Genomic DNA, 23,595 nt, shown 5'->3' with positions numbered 1-23,595 from the left:
GCAGGGCATCATTTTGTCGCATTGTGACCTAATTGGTAAATGAAAGCAATTTACCTTAGAACAACTAATAACCGATTGTTTTTAATGGTATTTAGTTGTTTGAATTACGAATCAATATCGACGCCTGATGCAAATACAGGGTTTGTTGCTCAGATGATGCAATTACCTTGCCCGTACCGTCAGTAAATAAGACCTTGTAAGCATGTTCCCCGCGATCGATGTTTTCAAGATTAAACACCCCTGATTGAGAGGAATATTGTTGACCATTAAAATCTAATAGGTAAGTGCCAGCAGTGTCAGGCTGTATGCGGCTCGCGATACGAATATCACCACTGTTATTGCGTACTGTTGCGCCAGGTGATGGGCTCAATATAGATAAGCGATAGTTTGTTTGTTGTTGAGCTTGCTGTTGCGTTTGAGCTGCCGTGTTTACAGGGCTAACCGGTGCAGATTCTATTGTTGTACTGGGGCTCGAAAACTCAAGCTTTTCAGCACCCGGCGAGGGTGAATCACTAAAGGTTACTGTACCGTCTTCGTTAACAGTCTTATAAATTGTGGTTTGTGCGGTGGCCACACCCATGACAAAAACCAGTGCCAACAAAATAGTTATGCGCATTCGTCTATCTCCATATATGTGTTGTGGGATAACAAGCCCTTCGATGCAACAAAATGCTCAATGTTTGTTGCAGAAGCATCGATAAACGCAAAGGCACTTCCCATCCACCTTATCTTTACGTAAGTGTACTGTATTTGTCTTAAAAAAAAAGCCTGCATCAATGCAGGCTTTGCGGCTTGAGATTATCGGCTCAAGCATGTCGCTCGCGCCAATGATGCCTTAGCAACTGTAATACATATCAAACTCAACAGGATGAGTTGTCATGTTAAGTCGCTCAACTTCTTCGCTCTTAAGGGCAATGTACGCGTCAATCATTTCGTCACTCATTACACCACCGGCTGTTAAGAAATCGCGGTCAGCATCAAGTGCTGCAAGTGCTTCTTCTAGTGAGCTTGCCACCTGAGGGATACTTGCTGCTTCTTCTGCAGGTAAGTCATACAAATCTTTATCCATAGAGTCGCCAGGATGAAGTTTGTTTTTAATACCGTCAATACCGGCCATTAACATAGCAGTAAACGCCAAGTAAGGGTTGGCAGTTGGGTCAGGGAAGCGAACTTCAATTCGACGTGCTCTGTCGCTGGTCACGTACGGGATACGGATAGACGCACTACGGTTACGTGCAGAATATGCCAACATAACAGGTGCTTCAAACCCTGGTACTAAGCGCTTGTAGCTGTTGGTAGACGCGTTAGCAAAGGCATTAATTGCCTTAGCATGTTTGATAATACCACCAATGTAGAACAAAGCATCTTCAGACAGACCAGCATACTTGTCGCCAGCAAAGATGTTTTTGCCATCTTTACTAATTGATTGGTGGCAGTGCATACCTGAACCGTTATCGCCAACAAGTGGTTTTGGCATAAATGTCGCGGTTTTGCCATAAGCGTGCGCAACATTATGTATTACATACTTATAGATTTGAATTTCGTCGGCTTTTTTCACCATCGAATTAAACAAACAAGCAATCTCGTTTTGACCTGCGGTAGCAACTTCATGGTGATGCGCTTCAACTGTGAGGCCCATTTCTTCCATAACCATACACATGGCAGCACGAATATCGTGAGCTGAGTCGACCGGAGGAACAGGGAAATAACCGCCTTTAACGCCTGGGCGGTGGCCCATGTTGCCACCTTCATAGTCTGCGCCTGAATTCCATTTTGCTTCTTCAGCATCGATAGAATAAAAAGAACCTGCCATATCGGTATGGAATTTTACGTCGTCGAACAAGAAGAATTCTGGCTCTGGACCAAACAATACAGTGTCTCCAATGCCAGTAGACTTAAGGTATTCTTCAGCACGTGCGGCAACTGAGCGAGGGTCTCTTGAGTAACCTTGCATAGTAGACGGCTCTAAAATATCACAACGAATATTAATTTGAGTCTCTTCGGCAAACGGGTCGAGTACCGCGGTAGATGGGTCAGGCATGAGCACCATGTCTGACTCATTGATGCCTTTCCAGCCAGCAATAGATGAACCGTCAAACATTTTACCTTCTTCAAAGAAGTCATCGGTTACTTGGTGTGCAGGGATTGAAACGTGTTGTTCTTTACCCTTTGTATCTGTAAAGCGCAAATCGATGAATTTCGCTTCACTTTCTTTAATCAGTTCTAATGCCGACTCAATTGACATAGTTGTCCTCCAAAAAATATGTTGTGCGGATCACGTGAGCTCAGGTGTTCCATGTGGGTTTTACGCGTATCCTAACGGCAGCGCTACATTATTAATAGCACGTTGCGGCCGTTGAATCTACAGGCGCACCTTGCCCGCAAAGTAGCGATATTCATGCCATAAGTAAATCAGTTTTAAGTGGCTGATTATATTAAGGTTAACTAGAAAAGCGTTCATGAAAATTGCCGTTATTGCACTGTAATAGTGCGATTTACCTGGGTCTGGTGATCATTTTAGTGCAAAGAGTTCTGTCGCTTTGTCCTGTCGCGCCGTCAGGCGAAGAAATTAACAAGCCGCTGGGCAATTTAAGTAAGGCGCTTGTTTTTTTGTCTACTGATCGTTACCCCGTTTGTTATCAAGCATTATTTTACAAACAATAGAGGATAAGGTTACTGTGATGTAAACCGCATGTCTGATTTCATGTGTTTTTTCTGAAAAAACCGATTTGCGTCTAAATTTATTAGCGCTATGGCTGTTAAAGCTGTACAATCCGCCGCCAATTGTTTCGCATCTATGCTTGCTAAATGTCAGCTGGCTGTAGGATGCGTTTTTTGTTTTGAGAGTAAATTCATGTCTGCCCCTATCGCACAATTAAGAAATATCGCCATCATTGCCCACGTTGACCACGGAAAAACAACGCTGGTTGACAAGCTGCTTCAGCAGTCTGGTACCCTTACCAACCGCGGCGACGCTGAAGAGCGCGTAATGGACTCTAACGATATTGAAAAAGAGCGCGGTATTACTATTTTGGCGAAAAACACAGCCATTAACTGGAACGACTACCGTATTAACATTGTTGACACCCCAGGACACGCCGACTTTGGCGGTGAAGTAGAGCGTGTTATGTCAATGGCAGACTCTGTATTGTTGTTGGTTGATGCGCAAGAAGGTCCGATGCCGCAAACGCGCTTTGTAACCCAAAAAGCCTTCGCCCAAGGCCTCAAGCCGATTGTTGTTATCAACAAGATTGACAAGCCAGGCGCTCGTCCAGATTGGGTAATGGATCAAGTTTTTGACCTTTTTGACAACCTTGGTGCAACCGATGACCAGCTAGATTTTCAAGTTGTCTACGCGTCAGCGCTAAACGGCTGGGCGTCGTTAGATGCCGATGTGCCTAGCGATGATATGACGCCATTGTTTGAAACAATCGTTAAGCAAGTCGCTCCACCTGATGCAGATTCAGAGGGTGGTTTCCAAATGCAAATTTCACAGCTTGATTACAACAGCTACGTTGGCGTTATCGGTGTAGGCCGTATTAAACGTGGTAAGGTTAGAGTTAATCAACAAGTCACTGTTGCTATGGCAGCAGGCGGCACACGTAACGGAAAAGTCAGTAAAGTATTAGGTTACTTAGGGCTCGACCGACACGATGTAGACGAAGGTTCGGCGGGTGACATTGTTGCAATTACTGGATTGGGTGAGCTAAAAATTTCAGACACCGTGTGCGATCCTTCGAAAGTAGAAGCACTACCTTTGCTTTCTGTAGATGAGCCTACGGTAACGATGACTTTCCAAGTAAATACGTCTCCATTTTCGGGTAAAGAGGGTAAGTTTGTTACCTCTCGTAACATTCTTGAAAGACTGCAAAACGAGCTAGTGCACAACGTAGCCTTGCGCGTAGAAGAAACAGATAACCCAGACAAGTTTAGAGTATCTGGACGTGGTGAGCTTCACCTAGGTATTTTAATTGAAAACATGCGCCGAGAGGGTTACGAACTTGCGGTTTCGCGCCCTGAGGTAATTTTAAAAGAAGAAGACGGTAAACTAATGGAACCGTTTGAGACGCTTACCATTGACTGTGAAGAGCAGCATCAAGGGTCGCTCATGGAGCAATTAGGTTTGCGTAAAGCCGAGCTCACTAACATGTCGCCAGATGGTCGTGGCCGCATTCGAATGGACTTCATTATTCCAAGCCGTGGTCTTATCGGATTTCAAACAGAGTTTATGACTTTAACGTCTGGCTCTGGTTTGCTTTACCATTCATTTGATCATTATGGCCCGCACAAAGGCGGCACAATTGGTCAGCGTAAAAACGGTGTTTTGATTGCCAATGCTGCGGGCAAGGCACTAACTAATGCCTTGTTTAACTTGCAAGAGCGCGGTCGTTTGTTCATTGGGCATGGAGTTGAGGTTTACGAAGGGATGATTATCGGTATTCACAGCCGTGAAAACGACCTGACAGTAAATGCGCTTAAAGGTAAGCAGCTTACTAACGTTCGTGCATCGGGTACCGATGAGGCTCAAACACTCGTGCCGCCAGTGAAAATGTCGTTGGAGCAAGCGCTTGAGTTTATTGATGACGATGAATTAGTTGAAGTAACGCCAGTAAGCATCCGCTTACGTAAGAAATTGCTCACTGAAAACGAGCGTAAGCGAGATTCGCGAACTAAGTCAAAAGAAGGCTAAGTTTCCGCTTAAGAATACAAAAAACGCTCAATGGCAACATTGAGCGTTTTTTTATGGGCATTTTTACAGTGGCTCTTGCTACTATAAACTTACTATACGCACACGCCTATTTATGCGTGTGGCGACTGATTAACCATTGCGTAAACTTGCGTAGCATAAGGCTGGGAAGAAAGCGCTCAGCATAATAAATAGACTTAGCGCGCTTACCCGGAATAATCAACGGCTTACGCTTTAGCAAACCTTTGATGATATATGCTGCGGCCTCAGGCACAGTTAAGGTGCCAGCCATATCTTTGATTGCTTTTGTTGCTGGGTGAATAGAGCGTGACTCTGCCTGTACCATGGGAGTGTCGATGGAGGGCGGACAAATAATGCTTACATCAATGCCTAGCGCAGCAAGTTCTAACTGCAGCGCCCGCGCCATCCCTACAACGGCAAATTTTGTGGCCCCATAAGACGAATACCCATATACACCGCTTATGCCTGCCATAGACGCTACCAGTGCCAATTGCGCGCCGTTATCGAGATGAGGAATGACAGAGGCGACCACGTTTCTTGTGCCAATAACATTAATATCCATAATGGTTTGGAACTCGTCATGGCTGGTGTGCAAAAAGGGTTTAGAAATTAATATACCGGCACAGTGAATACAGATATCAATTTGACCAAATTTGCGCACTGCGTAGTCGAGTTGCTGCTTGAGAGTAGCCGGTTCGGTTATGTCGACATGCAAAAAATGGACTTTTTGCTGCATGCTTGCACCGGCCTGCAGGCTTTCTTGCAACTCTGGGTTTGCCTGCTTATCTACCAACAGTAAGCTATAGCCTTTTGTAAGATATTGTTCGGCGAGCTCGCGGCCAAGACCGCTGGCGTAACCTGTGATTAAAATTGAAGAAATAATGAAACACCTTAAATGTAGCAAAACCGACCATATGGTAACCGATATCTAAGCGTGTGTAGATTGTTTTAGCTCGCATATTATTGCTTTTACCAAGATGCTGGAGATAAACAAGGCCCTAGCATATGCAACACCGCAAGCTTGGTTATATGCCATAACATAAGCAATATTTGATGAGAAAAAATTCCATGTTAGTCTTACGGCATTCATACAGAATCGCTAAGAGTAGTTGTTAAGCGGAACTTGATAGTCTCGCACTCATCTTTACTTGGTATTGATGCAACATATCAAGGAAATACAGCGACAAAAAATAACAATAAAGAAGCATAAGGCCCTATGAATTTCGACCAAAAACCCGATCGTGCCAGCTCCTATGCCTACAAATGGGAAAAGTACAAAGACACAAATATTTTGCCTTGCTGGATAGCCGACACAGAATTTAGATGTGCCCAGCCCATTTTAGATGCTTTATTAAAGCGAACCGAGCATGGCTTGCTTGGCTACACTTTACCTAAGCACCACCGCGGTGCACTGCAGGCTATTAAGCACTGGTGTAAAAAGCGTTACGATTGGGAGATAGAAACAAACTGGATTGTGTGGACGCCAGGTGTTGTGCCAGCTTTTAATATGGCGAGCAAGGCATTTTCGAAGCAAAATGAAGGGATTATTGTACAAACGCCTAACTACCCACCTTTACTTGCAGCTCCGCGAATTAACGAGCGTGAGCAACTATGCGTGCCTACTGTGCTAGAAAACGGTCGCTGGACGCTAGATTTTGATGCCCTAGAGCAACATGCCTCAAAACCGACTACCCACCTGTTCATTATGTGTAATCCAATGAACCCTGCCGGCAGTGTTATGACTAGAGCAGAGCTTGATAGAGTTGCCGACATTTGCAATCGCCATGATATATCAATATGCAGCGATGAAATACACTGTGATTTGATATTAGATGAACTTGAACACGTTCCTGCGTCTAAGCATCCTGCATTGGAACAGCATTCTGTTACGCTAATGGCTGCGAGTAAAACATTTAATGTAGCAGGTTTGGGCACTTCGTTTGCGATCATTCCAAATCCTAAGTTGCGAAGTGCTTTTGTTAACGCTGGCGCGGGCATTGTTCCTTGGGTAAACGTGATGGGTTTAGAGGCAACTGAAGCTGCATTTACGCAATGCGATAAATGGTACGATGCTCAGCTTGCCTACCTACGAGCTAATCGCGATTACTTGGTTAAGGCTATTAATCAAATTCCCGGTTTGTCGTGCACTGCGCCTGAAGCTACCTTTTTACTCTGGGTAGATGCAAGCGGACTAGGTATTGAGAATACCCAGAAATGGTGCGAGGCGCGCGGAGTAGGCCCCTCACCCGGCGCTGATTTTGGGCAGGCGCATTGCTTTCGCATCAACTTTGGATGTGCGCGTTCTTACCTAGAAGAGATTGTCGCAAGACTTTCTGGAGAGGCCGTGTGATGAAAGTGGGTGCAGTTCTTGCAATACATTGATAACCTAACAATAAATGACTGAATACTAACGCTGTGTTAAAGCAAATATTGACCCTAATGGCTATGTTGACTGTTTTTGCGTGTGCTAACGCAAGCGAAAGGTCGACGTCGAAAATCGCTATAATAATAGACGATATCGGAGCTAAGGCGGCAGATAAATATGCCTTTGAGCTACCTAGAAGCGTGACATTCTCAATCTTACCTCACACCCGTTACTCTACCCCGTTTTCATTTACCGCTGCACAGCAAAATCGTGAGGTTATGCTTCACATGCCTATGGAATCACTGAATGGTGAAGCGCTAGGCGAGGGCCCTTTGCTTTCAAGTATGTATCCGCAGGAGCTAGAGAACGCACTGCATGCTGCGCTAAGCACGGTACCCCATGCGGTGGGCGTGAATAATCACATGGGCAGCAAGCTTACCCAAATGACACTCCCTATGCAGACTGTGATGCGCTCGCTTACGCAAAGCAACATGTTTTTTATTGACAGTCGCACTACCAAGTTCACCAAAGCAGGGAGCATTGCCAAAGAATTCGGTTTAAGCTCAGCCACACGCCATGTTTTTCTGGATCACGAAAGAAACACCGCTTTTATCGACAAGCAGTTTGAAAAACTTATTAAACGAGCAAGACGAAACGGAAAAGCAATTGGGATTGCGCATCCACATAAAGTGAGCGTGACTTACCTAAAAGAAGCCTTAGCTAAACTGCCCGACGATATTGAAGTGGTGACAATAAGTGAATACCTGAGGGAAACCGATAAATTCAGAATTAACCCCATGTTAGTTCAGTCTAATCACGCCATAGATAACGATAAGCCTAATCAAACAACCGTCTCTACAGCGCTTGCGATTAGCAATGCTGAGCCTCAGTCTTCCGCGCCAAAATAAATTTATATCTTAGCTTTGCACAAAAATGAGATTTAGATGTAATAGTATTTCATTCGTGCAGCGTTTAATGTTATAGTATTACATCACGCATGCGAATTGATTCATCAAGATGATATTTTGCTGGCAGCTCATCCGCTAAACAAAGTAATCATTCAAGGCAGGTAAACGTCTGTGCAAATAAAAAGTTCGAACATAGTTGCTCACGCGAACGAAGTAGAGGGCGATGATGTGTCTCTAAAAAGGGTTCCGCTTAACAATCGAGTGCTCGACAAGCTTGGCGTATGGGTATCTGCAATGTGCGCAGTGCACTGCTTATTATTACCTTTGCTTTTGCCAGTTTTACCCTTGCTCGCCTCGTCATTCGTGGCACAAGACTGGTTTGAGCGTGGCATACTAACAATTTCTATTGTGGTGGGCTTTGCGGCACTGTTTATTGGATTTAAGCAATATCATCGTCAGCTCTACCCCCTATATTCATTGAGTCTTGGCGGGTTAATCTATTGGAATAAAGATATTTTTGGCGAGGCTTACGAGCCCTTCACTATCGCTGTGGGCGCAGGTTTTATTATCGCCGCACACCTCGTTAATTTAAAACTATGCCGACAGTGCAAGTCCTGCTAATTAATTCGCCCTAGCGATTTAGCCTTTTAACCCTTTGGCTTCGCAGTTGGCCTATATGATATGGCGACAAAGGCCAAAATAAGACGTACAGAATTTTTTAGTTATTCCACTTATTAAGGTTGTTCAGTACCGTCTATTTCTAACGCCGCTTTATCGAATGTATAAATAGCTGATACTTCCCTTCTGTTTAACTGACCGTAACGCTTGGCTTTAATCTAGGGGTCAGGTTCCTTAATCTAGGGGTCAGGTTCCTTGTATCTAGGGGTCAGGTTCCTTGTATCTAGGGGTCAGGTTCCTTGAAAACCTATTTTGATGTTTAGCTCCAGCTGATTTTCTGCTCAATAGAAAAGATGACTTTGCTATTAGTGTAAAAATAGAAGCGATTTAAGATAAGATGTTTAAAAGTTTGTTTTTGAGTTGGGAATCAATTTTATCGCCGCTTTAGAATTAATGTTCCCAAAATATCTATCCAAGTTGCTTAACATGGAAATAATCGAGGCACGCCTTTGTTCCATACAGCAGACAGGTCGGTTTCAAGGAACCTGACCCCTTGATCAAAGTGGTGTTGACGGACGTTTAGAAGCGATTCGACTTGAGCGTGTGCGCGAATATATAAGCTTAAATGATTATGGTGATGTGGCTTCGCGTGACGTCAACTACCAACAAAACGATATCTACGATGTGGATTACACCTACGACCTGCTAGGGCGATTGAGCCGCGTTGACTCAAGCTTATTAGGCGAGAGTAAAACCCAGCTTTATGGCTACGATGAGGTGGGTCGCTTAAGCAGCGTGAGTGACGAAGCAGGCACAAACACCGTCAACTACACCTTTGATGCCAACGGCAACCGATTAAGCCGCGAAGCCAATGGCGAAATAGAAACCGGTACTTATGATGCCCAAGACCGTGTGCTCACCTACGGTAATTGTGTATATACCCATGATATAGAAGGCGTGCGCACAAGCGCCACCTGCGCCAATGAGCAAAGCCAATACACCTACGATGTTATGGGCAACTTGCTAGAGGTAAATAAAACTAACACAGACACCGGCATTACCAGCACCATCAGCTACGATACCGATGCGTTTGATAGGCGCATAGCCCGCTTTAAAGACGGCGTTAAAACCGCCGGTTATTTATACCTAGACCAGCTCTCACCCATTGCTGAGCTAAATGCAAATGACGAAGTTATCAGCCGCTTTATATATGCTAGTCGCAGCAACGTGCCCGATTACATGATAAAAGACGGTAACCGCTATCGTTACATTGTTGATTACAGAGGCTCGCCGATTGCGCTAATTAACTCACGAACAGGCGAAATTGCCCAACAGTTAAGCTATGATGAATTTGGAAGAGTCACGCAAGACACCAACCCCGGCTTTCAGCCTTTTGGTTTTGCAGGTGGGATTTATGATAGTGACACAGGACTAGTCAGATTCGGTGCAAGGGATTATGATGCATATACAGGCAGATGGACGGCCAAGGAGCCATTAGGTTTTGCAGGTGGGGACAGTAACCTGTATGCATATGCCTATGGTGACCCGGTAAATCTGATTGACCCCGATGGATTGTTGCCGCGCTTACCACGAGGCTTAGTCAACTTTGCAGCCGGTTTAGGCAGTGCCTTATCGTTTGGTTTAACCGATAAAGTGAACGAAGCACTTGGCAATGCCCACCAAGTAGACAAATGCTCAGGGGCTTATACCGCTGGAGAGTATACGGGCATTTTGGCAAGTGGGCTTGGCGGTATTGCTAAAGCTGGGGGGAAGAAGCTTGTTACAAACAGTGCAGGAAAAACTCTCAAAGGGGCGGCCAATCCAAAAGTTAGAGCTGCGATTGAGAGAGGTAAGCAAGCCCATAAAGAACTTGATCAGAAAGTTGACTTAAAACCAGGTTGGCAAGCAAATCCTTCGTTGAGAGGTGCAGACGGTAAAATTCATAAGCCTGACGTTGTTACTCCAAGTGGTCGATTTATGGAGTTGAAACCTAATACGCCATCTGGTCGAAGGACAGGAGCACGCCAAGCAGAACGATATCGTGAGCAACTTGGCATGAAAGGCAGAGTCATTTATTACGATGCTAAAAAATTATGAGCAGAATAGATAATTTAGTGAAGGGCTATATTGCCCCAGTACTGAAACAAAATAGTTTTAAGAAGAAAAAGCTTTCTTGGAATCGAAGTAGAGCTTCGTTCATCGATGTTATTGATGTACAAGAGTCGAAAGGCAGTACAACTGGTAGTGAGCGTTTCACTCTGAACATAGGTGTTTTTGTTCCAAGCTTTTATGAGACTGTTTGGAATGAGCCATGTAAGGGATTTGCTCAGGAAGCAGATTGTGTCGTTCGATTTCGTTTAGGGGCTTTGTTACAAGAAAACTTTTCGGGACAAGCGCTTGATACTTGGTGGAATTTAGAGACCGATGAAGATATCGATAAAGTTGGGTCTGAGCTGAAATCAGCTATCGAGAGTAAAGTATTGCCCTTTATGGATTCAATGACTTACTTTAAAAGCCTTTATGAATTTGTCGATAGCATGGGAGGATGGCAGCAGCAATATCCCTTAATGCAGATCTATTTTGCACTGTTAAAAAAATCGCTAGGTGATCAGGGAGCCTCATTAGATATTTTGAATGGTTTGGTTTTAGGAAATAATAAAGCTTGGGCTGCTCGCGCCAAACAGGTTTTAGCCGCCTTGCAATAGAAAAAGCTCGTTCTTCAATCTAGGGGGCAGGTTGTTCCTTGAAAAGCTATTTTGATGTTTAGCTCCCGCTGATTTTCTGCTCAATAGAAAATATGACTTGGCTATTAGTGTAAAAATCGAAGCGATTTAAGATAAAATGTTTAAAAGTTTGTTTTTAAGTAGAGAATCAATTTTATCGCCGCTTTAGAATTAATGTTCCCAATATATCTATCCAAGTTGCTTAACATGGAAATAATCGAGACACGCCTTTCTTCCATACCACAGAAAGGTCGGTTTCAAGGAACCTGACCCCTTGAGCGGATTTAGCGCTTTTAACCCTTTGGCTTCGCAGGTGGCCTCTATGATGGCGACAAATGCCAAAATAAGACGTACAGAATTTTTTAGTTATTCCACTTATCAAGGTTGTTCAGTACCGTCTATTTCTAACGCTGCTTTATCGAAGGTATAAATTGCTGATACTTCCCTTCTGTTTAACTGACCATAACGCTTGGCTTTATTTACAATTAGCGCATCAGCAAAGTCAGCTTGTTTAATTTTGCCACCTGACCTTATAGGCTTGGAGTTAGTGTAGTCTTTTAAAGCCCCCCACACAGCTTGCCCGTCTTCAAAAATCACATTAGGCTCTGCAAATAATGCATGAACCACATCAATAATTTGCTCTTTTTTTAGCTTGTAGCGCTTGCCTTTAAGTGTCCAGATTGTTTCGGTTAGCACTATGTCAGTTACCAGGGCAGTTTGATTGCCTAAAATCAACTTTGAAGCTTTATCAGATTGCTTTTCATCGTCTTGCAACAAGCAGCGAAGCAATACATTGGTATCAATCGCAATCATTTATTCAGAGCGCTCTCTAACGATTCCTGCTCACTAATGAGCGTATCGATAGCAATATCTTTTAATAGGCCTTTCGCTGAACCAGACTGCTTTTTCACAATCGAAATAACCCCCTGTCTATCCACAAAACTTTCAACATCGTCACCAACGTTAATGTGCGCTATTACGCACTGCTCAATCGGTAATGTAATCTGTCTTTTAGAGCTTACTTTTGCCATGATCATCTCTTTACTTATTAGGTAGAAGTAAAGACTAACATATCTTTACTGATAGTCAATTAGTAAAGATGTGTCAAGCTACATTACAGCGAAAGTACATGTCTCTTATTTCATGATACCAATCTAGGGGTCCAATCTATCCAAGTTGCTTAACATGGAAATAATCGAGACACGCCTTTCTTCCATACAGCAGACAGGTCGGTTTCAAGGAACCTGACCCCTTGATCAGAGCTTGTTAATTTGTGATATCGCCCATGGTGCGTCGTCGCTAAATATGCCGTCTACCCCGTATGCAAACAAACGTTGTAAAAGCGCTGTGTCATTTACCGTGTAGCACCACACCTTAATATTATATTTATGTGCATCTTGCACAAAAGCCTCGTTAACTAAATGGGCGTCTATGGCAGCAATATCCGCGTCCATCATTAGTGCATATTGCGCTAAATCATTAGGTAAATGCGCAATTAACGCGCCATACCGAATACGCGTGGCTAAACGAGTGTCCCGAAACTGCGCCTTAAGCTCAGTAAGCAGTGGATGGTTAAACGACGATAAAGTGATATTTACATCAGCCTCGTCAAAGCTTTGCAAATATTGGCATAAGGCGTTGGCAAATGCAGACGGGTCTTGAATCGATTTTAGCTCAAGGTTTAGCAGCACTTTGTGTGCACATAGCTCAACAACCTGCTCAAGGCTTGGTACAGGGTGCTCACCTGCTATTTTAAGCGCTTTTAGGCTATGTATATTTTGCTCTAACAACATGCCTTGGGTATTACACAGTCGCCACAGCGAATAATCGTGAAATACAACAAACTCATCGCCAACTTGGTGCACATCGCATTCGATTGCTTTAGCGCCTAATTCAATGGCTTTTTCAAATGCGAGAAGCGTGTTTTCTGGGTAATGAGCGCTCAACCCACGATGCGCTAAGACGAGCATTGTTTATCTTTTCGATGCTGTCGATGGGTATTAATGGTCTCGTAAACTGCTGCCGAAATCACTAAAACACCGCCAACGAGGGTTTGCCACGTGGGAGATTCATTTAGCATAAAAATTGCGAACACCACGCCATAAAAGGGTTGCATGCAAGCCACTAAAGAAAAGGTTTTTGCGCGGAGATGCTTTAATGAGGTTGCCACTAACGCATGTGGTAACGCCGTAAACACGGTTCCTAGCAATAATAGGAGCAATGCAGTATGCATATTAAAAGCTTGGTCGACGCTAAAGAAATCGTCTGAAACAAATAAAATTAGGCACGGGCAGATAACGGCGATTTGATAGGCCATAGCTTTTGAACCGCTGTAGTGGCAAAAGTACTGACGGTGCAAAAGGTTGCGAATAGCGTATAAAAATGCAGAAAATACACCAATGATTACGCCCAAGGTTATATCGTTTTCAATAGACACATCAGGCACAATCATGAAAATACCGACTAACACCACTAACGCGCTAACAATATCTTGCCAAACAAGGCGGATTTTCTCAAAAAATGGCTCTAATAAAACGGTAACAACCGGAAAGGTAAATAAGGCAATAATGCCTACAGATACCGAAGAGTATTGCATTGCAGCGAAGTAGGTTACCCAGTGCACGGCCATAATTAAGCCCAAGCCGGTCGCAATAAAATAGTCTTTGTTGTTATTTAATTTAAGTGACTCACCGCTCAGTTTAACGTACGCGAACAAAAACAAACACGCTGGCAGCGAGCGCCCAAAAGTAATATCCAGCGCAGATAAGGGTATTAACTTTGAGAACAAAGCCGTACCGCCAAGCAACATCACCGTTAAATGTAGGTTAATCAGACTTTTTTGGACCGCGTCCATATTAGCTTGTAACCGTTGTTAGGTTAGTGAGATTTTGCAGAAAAGAAATGTTTTTAATCAGCATTATTCGGCTTTACTAGCCATCAATTTGCCCAAGCGGGTGGTCATGCCGGCATACATGTCTTCAAATTCAATTTGATTAGGCTCAAAACATAGCACTACGGTGGAGCCTAGTTTAAAGCGGCCCATTTCGGCCCCTTTTTCTAAACGTATATCGTCTGACTCGTGCTGCCAATGCTGTACGTATTTGCCAGCAGGCGGTGTAATCGTGCCTGCCCATACTGTCTCTATACTGGCCACTACCGTAGCGCCAACCAATACCATTGCCATTTTGCCATAGGGCGTATCAAACAGCGTTACAACACGTTCGTTGCGGGCAAACAAGCCCGGCACGTTTTGCGCAGTCAGCGGATTCACTGAAAAGAGTTCACCGGGAACGTGGAGGGTGTCGGTGAGCGTGCCTTCTACCGGCATATGAATGCGATGGTAGTCTTTAGGGGCAAGATAAATCGTAGCAAATTTACCGCCCTTAAACACGCTGGCCAGCTCGGGCTTTCCACCTAAAAGAGTAGTTAGGCTAAAATCGTGTCCTTTGGCTTGAAAGATGCGGTCGGCTTGAATGTCGCCAAATTGAGAAATAGCGCCATCTACCGGATGACAAAGCTGATCCTCGCCAGCTTCGATAGGGCGAATTCCATCTTTTAACGGGCGCGTGAAAAACTCGTTAAACGTTTTATATGCGCTGGGCTTTTCGTAAAGTGCTTCGCTCATATCAATGCCGAAGGATTTAATAAACGTCTTTATCAAAAACTGCGTAAAAGCGCCTAAATCGCGCGATGCAACTGCACCTAAAAAACGAGAGATAAGATGTTTTGGTAAAATATACTGGGTTTTAACTTTAATCCAATCAAGCACGAGTGAGCTCCAAACTGTTCAACGCCCGTATTGTACAATACGAGGCGCAAATAAGAACGCACTAAACGCTTATGAGCCATTATCCTTTTGCATAAGCAGGTCTTTGTTGTGCCAGAGTATCAATAATTTTTAGGTAGCTTTGATAGCGACTCAAACTGATATCGCCTGCCTCAACCGCCTGTGTGATAAGGCAACCGGGGTCACTTCGATGCTTGCAGTCAGAGAACTTACATCCGCCAAGGTAGCGCCTAAATTCAACAAAGCCGTTAGTCACAGAGTCGGCGTCTAAGTGCCACAACCCAAACTCGCGCACGCCGGGTGAGTCAATAAGCTCACCACCCTGTGCAAAATGCAGGAGTTTAGATGCTGTAGTAGTGTGCTTACCGAGTCCAGAGTTGTCGGAGATTTCGCCCACAGGCTCGGCTGCATCTGGCAGTAAACGATTAATAATGCTCGATTTTCCGACGCCGCTTTGACCCACAAACACGCTGACTTTATCGAGTAGATAGTGGCTTAGGTTTTCAAGGCCTTGTTCGGTCTCACAACTTACTAAAATAACCTCATAGCCAATCTCTTGGTAAGTCGCCAATACTGCGTTTACGTCGGCAAGTGCTTCTTTGCTTAAAAGCTCCACTTTATTGACCACTACTACCGGAGTAATTTGCGCGTGCTCACAGGCAACTAGGTAGCGGTCGATTATATGAGCTGACAATGCAGGAGTAATGGCGCTAACTACGATGATTTGATCGATATTGGCAGCAATCGGTTTTACGCCGTCATAAAAGTCGGGGCGCGTGAGAGTGGAGCGCCTATCAAGCACAACTTCAATAATGCCCCTGTCTCGGGCGTCTTGGCTTTCACTTGGTCTAAATAGAACATGATCGCCGCAAACGACAGACTCTACCGTGCGGCGTATATGGCATTTGTGATTAGTATGCGCATCGTCTTCAACAATGGCGTGCTTTCCGAAGCGCGAAATCACGCGACCAGAAATTTGCTCCCCCAAATGTTCAGATGAGCTTGATGAGTCGCTGTCAATGCGCTTGTCGCGATTGCGCATTACTTGGCGCTTTTGGTTTTTTGATAGTTTAGGTTTTTTAGCCACTTATTCAGTACGCTGCCTATTTGTAAATTGATAACAAACGAAATAGTAGAAAATTTCGCTTACATGCGCGTTTTTCATTAACACGATTGATGCATCGTGATACCTTTTCGCATGATACCCTTTTGCATAGTACCTTGCATGATGTTTTAATTTTGTCAGCATGCTAAGGCATCATGTTGGATAAAGCAGCGATGATGCAAGCTTTCGGTAAAACGTTGATGCGGTAGTAATGACAATACCACGACACTTTATTAAAACAGCTTTCTCATCCACTAAAGGAGCACTTATGGCATTAGATGACCAAAATCTGGTTTGGATTGATATGGAAATGACGGGCTTAGACCCAGAGACCTGCGTAGTGCTTGAGATTGCTAGCATAGTGACCGACAAAGAGCTTAATGTACTCGCTCAAGGGCCGGTAATTGCCGTTCATCAAAGCGATGAGGTGCTTAATGCGATGGATGAGTGGTGTACGCGCACCCATGGGGAGTCAGGCTTGACCAAGCGCTGCCAAGATAGCCATTACTCGGTAAAAATGGCGGCTGACGAAACCCTGCGTTTTTTGGAGCAATGGGTGCCCAAAGGGAAATCGCCTCTATGCGGTAATTCCATTAGCCAAGACCGCCGGTTTTTAGTCAAATATATGCCTGAGTTAGATGATTATTTTCATTATCGAAACATCGATGTCAGCACGGTTAAAGAGTTGTGCGCACGGTGGCGGCCAGATATAGCAAAAGGCTTTAAGAAAAAAGGCGTGCACCTTGCACTCGACGACATAATAGAATCGATTGAAGAGTTGCAGTACTATCGTCAGCACGTGTTTAAAATCTAGTAAACAAAGCCTTTGGACTATTCACCAACGGCCTTCGGCAATTTATGTGGCGTATCTTGAATAACGCAATTGCGGCCTTTGGCTTTGGCCTTGTATAAATGTTCGTCTGCTACGCAGAGCAAATCTTCTATTGTGTGCGCCTCTAAATGTGTCAGTCCAATGCTGATTGAGCATTGAATGCGCTTTGTTCGCCGCTTAAAGACTCGTTCGCTCACAGCCTGCCTGAAATGCTCTACCTTCTCAAACGCTTGCTCAGGTGTTAAGTCATGCATAAACACACAAAATTCTTCACCGCCAAAGCGTGAAACGCAGTCTTGTGAAAAGTGCTTTTTCATCATTTTGGCAGTTTCTTTTAATACAATATCTCCGTAGTCATGCCCGTAGGTGTCGTTGATATTCTTAAAATGATCTAAGTCGAGCAGAGCCAGCGACCTTTGTTCTGGTTTACGCTGTATTATATCGCTCACCTGACTGAAAAAGTGCCTTCGATTAGGTAAGCCGGTGAGGTAATCGGTATTCGCAGTTCGCTTAATTACCTCGATTTGCTCTACGTATTCGACGTTTTGCAGCACTCGGCAGAAAAACTCCTCATGGCAGTATGGCTTTCTCAAATAGTCGTTGGCGCCGCTTTTAATAAAGTTGGCTAAAAGCGCAGGGTCTGCTTTGTCGCTGGTGCCAATGATGCTCAGTTGCTCTTTATTGTATTGTTTTCTTACATTAGCAACGAAATCGACACCTGTACTATCAGGCAGTGCTTGGTCGGTAATCATTAGCTTGATATGTGGATGAGCCTGCAAAAGCTTTTGCGCCGAAGCTGCATTGGCGGCTTGATAAGTGATAAAGTTGTGCCTGGTCAGTAAGGAATAAATTGCACTGCGGCTTTTGTTGTTGCCACCGACGGTGAGTACACCAACGCGCTTGTTTTTTTCTAGGCGAGTGAGCAAACGCGATAAGTATTCGTAAATCTGCGCGTTGCTTTTGGGAATATAGTCGACCACGGCTTTACTTAATATGCGGTCGCGCACATCAGTCTCTGTTTGGCTTGTAATAACAATAACCGGGACAAAAGAAGCTATGGCAAAGTCTATGGCTTCCCCATGTTTTGCATCGGGTAGCTGATAGTCTACTACCGCACACAAAAACGATTCTGGGGTTGAATGCTCAAATATAATCTTGGCTTCGGTAAGACTGGTGGCAGTCACAACATCAAGGTTTGCTTTACCAATCACACGCTTTAAAACGCGAAGGCTAGAGCCGTCGTGTTCAATAAGCAAAATTTTGTATTTCACTACTTCTCCTGACCTCAAACTCACAATATAAAATGTGTCTCACTACATTTTGCTGCGGTATATAGTCGGTGCATATACCTTATCTATCTATTAACCTCAGCACGCCCTTGCGATGACATGCTGCTTACACCTACCGCTCATCTTGTTATCGGCTCAATGGGCTTAAAATTGAGCGATTTGGTGATAAATCGAATAGTTTTGTTAAGAATCCAAAAAAAAGTACAAAAGAAGCTTGCAACCTACAGCGATTTTTTTATAATGCGCGTCCAATTTGCGGGAATAGCTCAGTTGGTAGAGCACGACCTTGCCAAGGTCGGGGTCGCGAGTTCGAATCTCGTTTCCCGCTCCATTCTTTTAAAGCCATATTTGTATTAAACAATTATATTTGGCTGTCGTGAGTAAATAAACATCTGATGTCACCGACCCCTCGCCATGCATGATGCAGGCGGTTAAGATATTTGTTTATGTGGTAAAAAATTTATTTTTGTGGCAATCTTGCTAGTCAACTTTCAACTTGCAGACTGTGATGCCGCGTGACTCAAAAGAAAAAAAACTTGTCACTTAAAGACGTTTCAAAATTATTAGGTGTGTCTACCGCGACCATTTCAAATGCGTTTAATCGCCCTGACCAACTTTCGGTAGCGTTGCGCTCTCGAATTTTAAGTGAATGTGAGCGTATTGGTTACGCCGGACCTAGTATGATTGCCAGGTCATTACGTTCTGGTCAGTCGGATGTGATTGCTGTCATGCTTTCCGATTCTTTAACCTATAGCTTTTCAGATCCTATGGCTACTGATTTTATGGCGGGCATTACTGAGGTCTTAGCTAAGGCTCATAAACAGCTGTTGCTATTGTCGTCAACGATTAAGTCTGACGCGCAAATAAGAGCTGAATCATTGCCTGATGGTTTCATATTTTATGGAGCGCCAGAAGGTGATAGCTTCAATCGGGTTATCCGTTCGGGTAAACCGCTCATTGTAGTTGACTTTGATTATCCTGAGGTGCCTTCTGTAAACATAGATAACTATGAGGCATGCAAGCAGTTGGCGTCTCACGCTATTACGAACGCTAGCGATATTCCCGCCATTCTTGGCATGCGTTTAAAACATAACGATGACCATGTTCACCCCTTGAGTGCAACGGATTTAGACCACGACAAGCAAGAGATTTCATGGCAGCGACTCTTTGGATATTTGGCAGGCGCGCAGCAAAGCGGAATTGAAATTTTGCCAGAGCATATAGTGCATTTGCCAATCAATATTATGTCTCAGGCAGAAGAGGGCGCAAGATACCTGCTTAGCCAGCCAAAACGGCCTAACGTCATATTATGCATGAGTGACATCATCGCTATCGCGGTTTGCAAGGTTGCTAGAGAGCTCGGTTTACGCGTGCCTGAAGATGTTAAGGTCACTGGATTTGATGACATTGCCGAGGCGACGCGAAATCAGCCACCGTTGACCACAATTAGCCAGCAGGGCTATGAAAAAGGCCAGCTGGCGGCTAATTTATTGCTTAAAGCCTCAAATGAACGCACCATGATGGACGCAAAACTGGTTGTGCGCGAGTCGGCCTAAGTATGTAGGTATTTAAGTATTTAGCTAAGCGTTCACGGCTGAAAACTCACCGAATATGGCAAATAAATATAACCACACTGTGACGACTCCCCATCAGTAAAAAACTGCGTTTTGTTATCAGCTGTCAGCGCATATTCAACGTCATCTAATACCCAATAGGTGTTGAGTGAATTTGCGCACGCGCGCCGGGTTTTGTTTCGCCACTCGCCTTGCTCAAGATTAGGGATGTTCAGCGCTGAACTCTCTTGCAATGCGCCTTCGGGTATATGCCACTGAGTGCTACTTAAATCTACGCTAAGCGCATTCCCAGAAAACAAGTAGTGGCTCACTCCTGTGTATTGAGAACTTCTGCGTCCTTTGTTGTAAGAGATGCTTTGTTTTTGCTCAAACCCGTCAACAATAAACACGCCATGTTTGCCAATTACCTCCAAATCAATTGTGTTTGGCTCATTGCTTTGTGCATTTTTTGTTTGAACACGGTAGAGCAGAGCAGTGGTTTCGTCTACGCCTACACCTAAACGAGCTCCTGTTTTTGCCACTAGGGCGACGAGCCGACCTTCTCGATTACGCTCTGAAAAATGAGTGTCTAAGGTGCCTACGCCGAATAAACCTGAACCGCCGCTCGGCATGTAGGTAAGGTCATTAGGTTTAATTGCGCTTTGTTGCTCACAGGGAGATACGCTGCAGCGCTGGCTTGGCGATGAGTGTGCAAAGGCGCCGCGCTTTATCGCATTCTCGCTGCTGCCATTAGATATCATAGGAAGGGTCTTTGCATTAAACGATGTTCCGGCATGCACTGCTGTTCCTGCGCTAGTGCCACCAACAATCATCTCATAACGACCTACTTTTTCGATTACCTCGCGCCAAAATGGCAAAGCCTGCTGATCACTGTTAAGCAAACTTGCAAGTGTTTTGCTTTGGTCGCCGCCATTGAAAAACAAGCCCTGACTGCCGGCAATTAAGGCTTTGAGTAATTCAGGTTGTTCACACATTGTTTTTTGTTGGGCAACAAGATCAGGATACACACGCTCGCGGTCAAAAACATGATGCTTTTGTCTAATGCTATCGAGTTGCTCGCAAATATCATCAGCCCAGAGGTGATTGAAGGCTTTTGCCGACAGCGCATACGCTAAACTGGCGTCAATTGGTAGCCACAGTGTTTTTACTCCGAGCGAGTTAAAAACTGACCGATAAAAATCGACGACTTCAAAAGCGTCTCTCGATGATGACGTTGCAACAAGAATTTGTGGCTGCTGCCCTCGGGCCGCTGCAATCGTGTTTACTTCTTTAACAAAGCGTTGATAGATGGCTTGGCTATGCGAATTATTGGTGGCTTTAACATTCGCTTGCTCTTTTAATCGCTCTTTTGCATTGGTTTTTTGTTCAGGTTTAGGTTCAGGCTTTCGTTCAGGTTCAGGTTCAAACTGGGCATATTCAAGATGGTCGAGCAGCGCAAAATATGCCCCGTCATGTAAGTTATCGACCGCATCGGTAAGTTCGAGTTGGTCGAATATTGCAAACAGTTCTCGACGTGAGAGGGGGCTTTTCTGCGCTTGTTTAGAAAGAGTGGCAATAATGTTATTCAATGCAGAGTATTTTCCATCGGGTGCGCTTTGAATAAAAGTAGCTAATCTAGAGAAGGCCGCTGGGCTCAACTCATACAGCAAACCTGTTTTGGCATTCACAAACGCTGTATTGTCTTGGCAATGATGTTTTGAGTAGCTCGAACATGTGCTTAGCGCGCCGCCTGCGAGGAGTAACTGAAAGGGCAAGTTAGGCTTTTTGTCAGCGAGCGCCTGATTGGTATGCTTGTGCGCTGTTTCAGGTGAGTCATTAAGGCTTCTGCTGTGTAACTGGGTGTCTGATTCATTCAGTACCTCATCTATAGGGGCAACCGCCCACACGTTCACACTTAGCAATATGAGCAAAAAGCAGCTACAACGGCGAAAAGAATGCACATTGCTGCTGGCCCTACGCCATGGCCAATCAGTGTGCATGAAAAAGAAAAGGGGCATAAATACGCTCTAAAGCAAAGGTCAATAGACCAAAATGGAGACCAATCCTATTGCGCTCATTGTAAGTGCGGGCAAATAGGGTCTGCGTTGACTTTAATTTACACTAATGGTTACTATCGGCCAAATCAACATAATAGTATGCGCATCGTCGCTAGGATTTAAACGTAAACATGACTTCAGATACTAGTGACTCTTCGCCAGGGCAAAGCGCATTAAGCAGTAAAATGCCTGATGCATTCGTTATTTTGTTTTTGGTGATTATAGCGGCCAGTGCACTCACCTATTTTCTGCCCGCAGGGCACTTCGAGACTCACCAGGTAACTAAAACCGTTGACGGCGAACAAGTCACTCGCACACTCATAAAACAAGGCAGCTTTAGGTTTGTAGACGATGCTCAACCAGACGGCGTGCCTGTGTTTGCAAGCGGTGAAGGTATGGGAGCGCTTAATTATGCGTTTGAAGGCTTAGTTTCTGGCAGTAAATACGGCTCCGCCATTGGCGTGGTTGCCTTTATTCTGGTGGTGGGCGGCGCTTTTGGTATTGTTATGCAAACAGGTGCGATAAATAACGGCATTCTAGCCTTAATTGAAAAGACAAAAGGCGCTGATTTGGTGGTGCTCCCGCTTATGTTTGTGCTGTTTTCCCTTGGTGGTGCAATTTTTGGGATGGGAGAAGAGGCCATCGCATTTTGTATTATTTTGGTGCCCTTGGTAGTTGCCCTTGGGTACGACGCCATCGTAGGCGTAATGATCACTTATGTAGCAACGCAAATTGGATTCGCAACGAGTTGGATGAATCCCTTCTCCGTCGCCATAGCCCAAGGTATTGCCGATGTTCCCTTACTCTCTGGGCAGGGGTTCAGAATAGCAATGTGGTGCCTTTTTACCAGCATGGGTCTAGCTTTTACCATGTGGTATGCGAGGGGCGTGAAGCGCCAGCCTAGTCGGTCAATGTGCGCAAGCAGCAACGAATACTTTAAGCAGCAGCAACTATCCGTACAGGGTAGCTATGGGCACCTAGACAGCGCAATATTACTGGTTTTTTTCAGCGGCATTGTTTGGGTGATATGGGGCGTGACTCAGCACGCTTATTACATACCTGAAATCGCAACGCAGTTTTTTTGTATTGGTTTAGCGGCAGGCGTGCTTGCGTTTTTCGGTAAGCGTATGAGCGCCAATCAAGTCTCGGCAGCCTTTCAGCAAGGTGCAAAAGATTTACTGCCGGCAGCCCTCATTGTGGGAATGGCAAAAGGCATAGTGTTGGTGCTGGGCGGGGATAATGTAAGCGAACCTTCGGTGTTAAATTCCATATTATATTACGCCAGCGGCGCGATTGGTGAAACAAGCACCTACGTTAATGCGGTCGCGATGCTTGGGTTTCAGTCAGTATTTAATTTCTTTGTTGCATCTGGTTCGGGGCAAGCTGCTATTACCATGCCGCTAATGGCGCCGCTGTCTGATTTGGTCGGGATCAGCCGCCAAACTGCGGTTTTGGCCTTTCAGTTAGGCGATGGTTTGAGTAATATTATTATTCCAACCTCAGCATCTTTGATTGGCTGCTTGGGCGTTGCTCGCATAGACTGGAGTCAGTGGTTACGCTTTATTTGGCGATTCTTTTTACTGCTGTTTGCCACTGCCATTGCCGCAATGTGCACTGCCGTTGCCATCGGCTTTCAATAAGCAGTGCACC

Annotated in this window: 20 protein-coding genes and 1 tRNA gene; 10 read left to right on the top strand and 11 right to left on the bottom strand. The window is 44.7% G+C overall.

The annotated features are described in order from the left end of the window. Positions 1-91: 91 nt before the first annotated feature. Positions 92-616 carry a DUF4124 domain-containing protein gene (locus tag ACFO4O_RS10490; protein WP_382408115.1) on the bottom strand — a complete coding sequence of 175 codons (525 nt, stop codon included), beginning with the start codon at positions 614-616 and terminating at the stop codon, positions 92-94. A gap of 219 nt (positions 617-835) precedes the next feature. Then, positions 836-2,245: a glutamate--ammonia ligase gene (gene glnA, locus ACFO4O_RS10485; RefSeq protein WP_382408113.1), complete on the bottom strand. Its 1,410-nt coding sequence runs from the start codon at positions 2,243-2,245 to the stop codon at positions 836-838. A 609-nt stretch (positions 2,246-2,854) separates the two neighbouring features. On the opposite strand from glnA, the gene typA reads away from it, so the two are divergent. Then, complete coding sequence (gene typA / locus ACFO4O_RS10480; protein WP_382408111.1) at positions 2,855-4,690, top strand: translational GTPase TypA; 1,836 nt, start codon at positions 2,855-2,857, stop codon at positions 4,688-4,690. Between the two features lie 106 nt (positions 4,691-4,796). Here typA and ACFO4O_RS10475 read toward each other — a convergent pair whose 3' ends face one another. Further along, positions 4,797-5,612, bottom strand: coding sequence for an SDR family NAD(P)-dependent oxidoreductase (locus ACFO4O_RS10475; RefSeq protein ID WP_382408109.1), 816 nt, complete (start codon positions 5,610-5,612; stop codon positions 4,797-4,799). A 312-nt stretch (positions 5,613-5,924) separates the two neighbouring features. Between ACFO4O_RS10475 and ACFO4O_RS10470 the strand changes: the two genes are divergently transcribed. The 5 genes from ACFO4O_RS10470 to ACFO4O_RS10450 all read left to right on the top strand — a co-directional run bounded on the left by ACFO4O_RS10470 (position 5,925) and on the right by ACFO4O_RS10450 (position 11,304). After that, positions 5,925-7,058: a MalY/PatB family protein gene (locus ACFO4O_RS10470; RefSeq protein ID WP_382408107.1), complete on the top strand. Its 1,134-nt coding sequence runs from the start codon at positions 5,925-5,927 to the stop codon at positions 7,056-7,058. Positions 7,059-7,147: 89 nt separating this feature from the next. Then, positions 7,148-7,981 carry a divergent polysaccharide deacetylase family protein gene (locus tag ACFO4O_RS10465; protein ID WP_382408105.1) on the top strand — a complete coding sequence of 278 codons (834 nt, stop codon included), beginning with the start codon at positions 7,148-7,150 and terminating at the stop codon, positions 7,979-7,981. Positions 7,982-8,209: 228 nt separating this feature from the next. Beyond that, positions 8,210-8,602, top strand: coding sequence for a MerC domain-containing protein (locus ACFO4O_RS10460; protein ID WP_382408325.1), 393 nt, complete (start codon positions 8,210-8,212; stop codon positions 8,600-8,602). A gap of 600 nt (positions 8,603-9,202) precedes the next feature. Then, a complete protein-coding gene (locus tag ACFO4O_RS10455) occupies positions 9,203-10,696 on the top strand; it encodes an RHS repeat domain-containing protein (RefSeq protein WP_465253833.1) in 1,494 nt (497 codons plus the stop codon). Continuing rightward, positions 10,693-11,304 (top strand): DUF4304 domain-containing protein, encoded by a 612-nt coding sequence (locus ACFO4O_RS10450; RefSeq protein ID WP_382408101.1) that lies wholly within the window; start codon positions 10,693-10,695, stop codon positions 11,302-11,304. The genes ACFO4O_RS10455 and ACFO4O_RS10450 overlap by 4 nt, the downstream gene beginning before the upstream one ends. Before the next feature lie 396 nt (positions 11,305-11,700). Here ACFO4O_RS10450 and ACFO4O_RS10445 read toward each other — a convergent pair whose 3' ends face one another. The 6 genes from ACFO4O_RS10445 to rsgA all read right to left on the bottom strand — a co-directional run bounded on the left by ACFO4O_RS10445 (position 11,701) and on the right by rsgA (position 16,196). Beyond that, positions 11,701-12,135 carry a PIN domain-containing protein gene (locus ACFO4O_RS10445; protein WP_382408099.1) on the bottom strand — a complete coding sequence of 145 codons (435 nt, stop codon included), beginning with the start codon at positions 12,133-12,135 and terminating at the stop codon, positions 11,701-11,703. After that, positions 12,132-12,353, bottom strand: a complete 222-nt coding sequence (locus ACFO4O_RS10440; protein ID WP_382408097.1) for an AbrB family transcriptional regulator — start codon at positions 12,351-12,353, stop codon at positions 12,132-12,134. The genes ACFO4O_RS10445 and ACFO4O_RS10440 overlap by 4 nt, the downstream gene beginning before the upstream one ends. A 225-nt stretch (positions 12,354-12,578) precedes the next feature. Beyond that, a complete protein-coding gene (locus tag ACFO4O_RS10435; RefSeq protein WP_382408095.1) occupies positions 12,579-13,292 on the bottom strand; it encodes a glycerophosphodiester phosphodiesterase in 714 nt (237 codons plus the stop codon). Then, the gene (locus tag ACFO4O_RS10430; protein WP_382408093.1) at positions 13,280-14,176 is read right to left on the bottom strand and encodes a DMT family transporter; all 897 of its coding nucleotides are present in this window, start codon (positions 14,174-14,176) and stop codon (positions 13,280-13,282) included. The genes ACFO4O_RS10435 and ACFO4O_RS10430 overlap by 13 nt, the downstream gene beginning before the upstream one ends. A 63-nt stretch (positions 14,177-14,239) precedes the next feature. Continuing rightward, positions 14,240-15,091, bottom strand: coding sequence for an archaetidylserine decarboxylase (asd, locus tag ACFO4O_RS10425; protein WP_382408091.1), 852 nt, complete (start codon positions 15,089-15,091; stop codon positions 14,240-14,242). A 79-nt stretch (positions 15,092-15,170) separates the two neighbouring features. Further along, positions 15,171-16,196 (bottom strand): small ribosomal subunit biogenesis GTPase RsgA, encoded by a 1,026-nt coding sequence (gene rsgA, locus ACFO4O_RS10420; protein ID WP_382408089.1) that lies wholly within the window; start codon positions 16,194-16,196, stop codon positions 15,171-15,173. Between the two features lie 286 nt (positions 16,197-16,482). Here rsgA and orn point away from each other — a divergent pair, with 286 nt between their 5' ends. After that, complete coding sequence (gene orn / locus ACFO4O_RS10415) at positions 16,483-17,028, top strand: oligoribonuclease (RefSeq protein WP_382408087.1); 546 nt, start codon at positions 16,483-16,485, stop codon at positions 17,026-17,028. 17 nt (positions 17,029-17,045) lie between these two features. On the opposite strand, the gene ACFO4O_RS10410 is transcribed toward orn, so the two are convergent. Continuing rightward, a complete protein-coding gene (locus ACFO4O_RS10410) occupies positions 17,046-18,317 on the bottom strand; it encodes a diguanylate cyclase (protein ID WP_382408085.1) in 1,272 nt (423 codons plus the stop codon). Between the two features lie 273 nt (positions 18,318-18,590). Here ACFO4O_RS10410 and ACFO4O_RS10405 point away from each other — a divergent pair. Both ACFO4O_RS10405 and ACFO4O_RS10400 read left to right on the top strand, forming a co-directional pair. Further along, positions 18,591-18,666: transfer RNA gene (locus tag ACFO4O_RS10405), tRNA-Gly, on the top strand. A gap of 205 nt (positions 18,667-18,871) precedes the next feature. Then, positions 18,872-19,891 carry a LacI family DNA-binding transcriptional regulator gene (locus ACFO4O_RS10400; protein ID WP_382408083.1) on the top strand — a complete coding sequence of 340 codons (1,020 nt, stop codon included), beginning with the start codon at positions 18,872-18,874 and terminating at the stop codon, positions 19,889-19,891. A 32-nt stretch (positions 19,892-19,923) separates the two neighbouring features. On the opposite strand, the gene ACFO4O_RS10395 is transcribed toward ACFO4O_RS10400, so the two are convergent. After that, on the bottom strand, positions 19,924-21,801 hold the full coding sequence (locus tag ACFO4O_RS10395; protein ID WP_382408081.1) for a cyanophycinase: 1,878 nt from the start codon (positions 21,799-21,801) through the stop codon (positions 19,924-19,926). 275 nt (positions 21,802-22,076) lie between these two features. On the opposite strand from ACFO4O_RS10395, the gene yfcC reads away from it, so the two are divergent. Further along, positions 22,077-23,585 (top strand): putative basic amino acid antiporter YfcC, encoded by a 1,509-nt coding sequence (yfcC, locus tag ACFO4O_RS10390; RefSeq protein WP_382408079.1) that lies wholly within the window; start codon positions 22,077-22,079, stop codon positions 23,583-23,585. Positions 23,586-23,595 lie beyond the last annotated feature (10 nt).

The sequence above is a fragment of the Glaciecola siphonariae genome (assembly GCF_042652645.1).
GTDB classification, from domain to species: domain Bacteria; phylum Pseudomonadota; class Gammaproteobacteria; order Enterobacterales; family Alteromonadaceae; genus Glaciecola; species Glaciecola siphonariae.
This window is presented reverse-complemented; position numbering and strand designations above follow the sequence as displayed.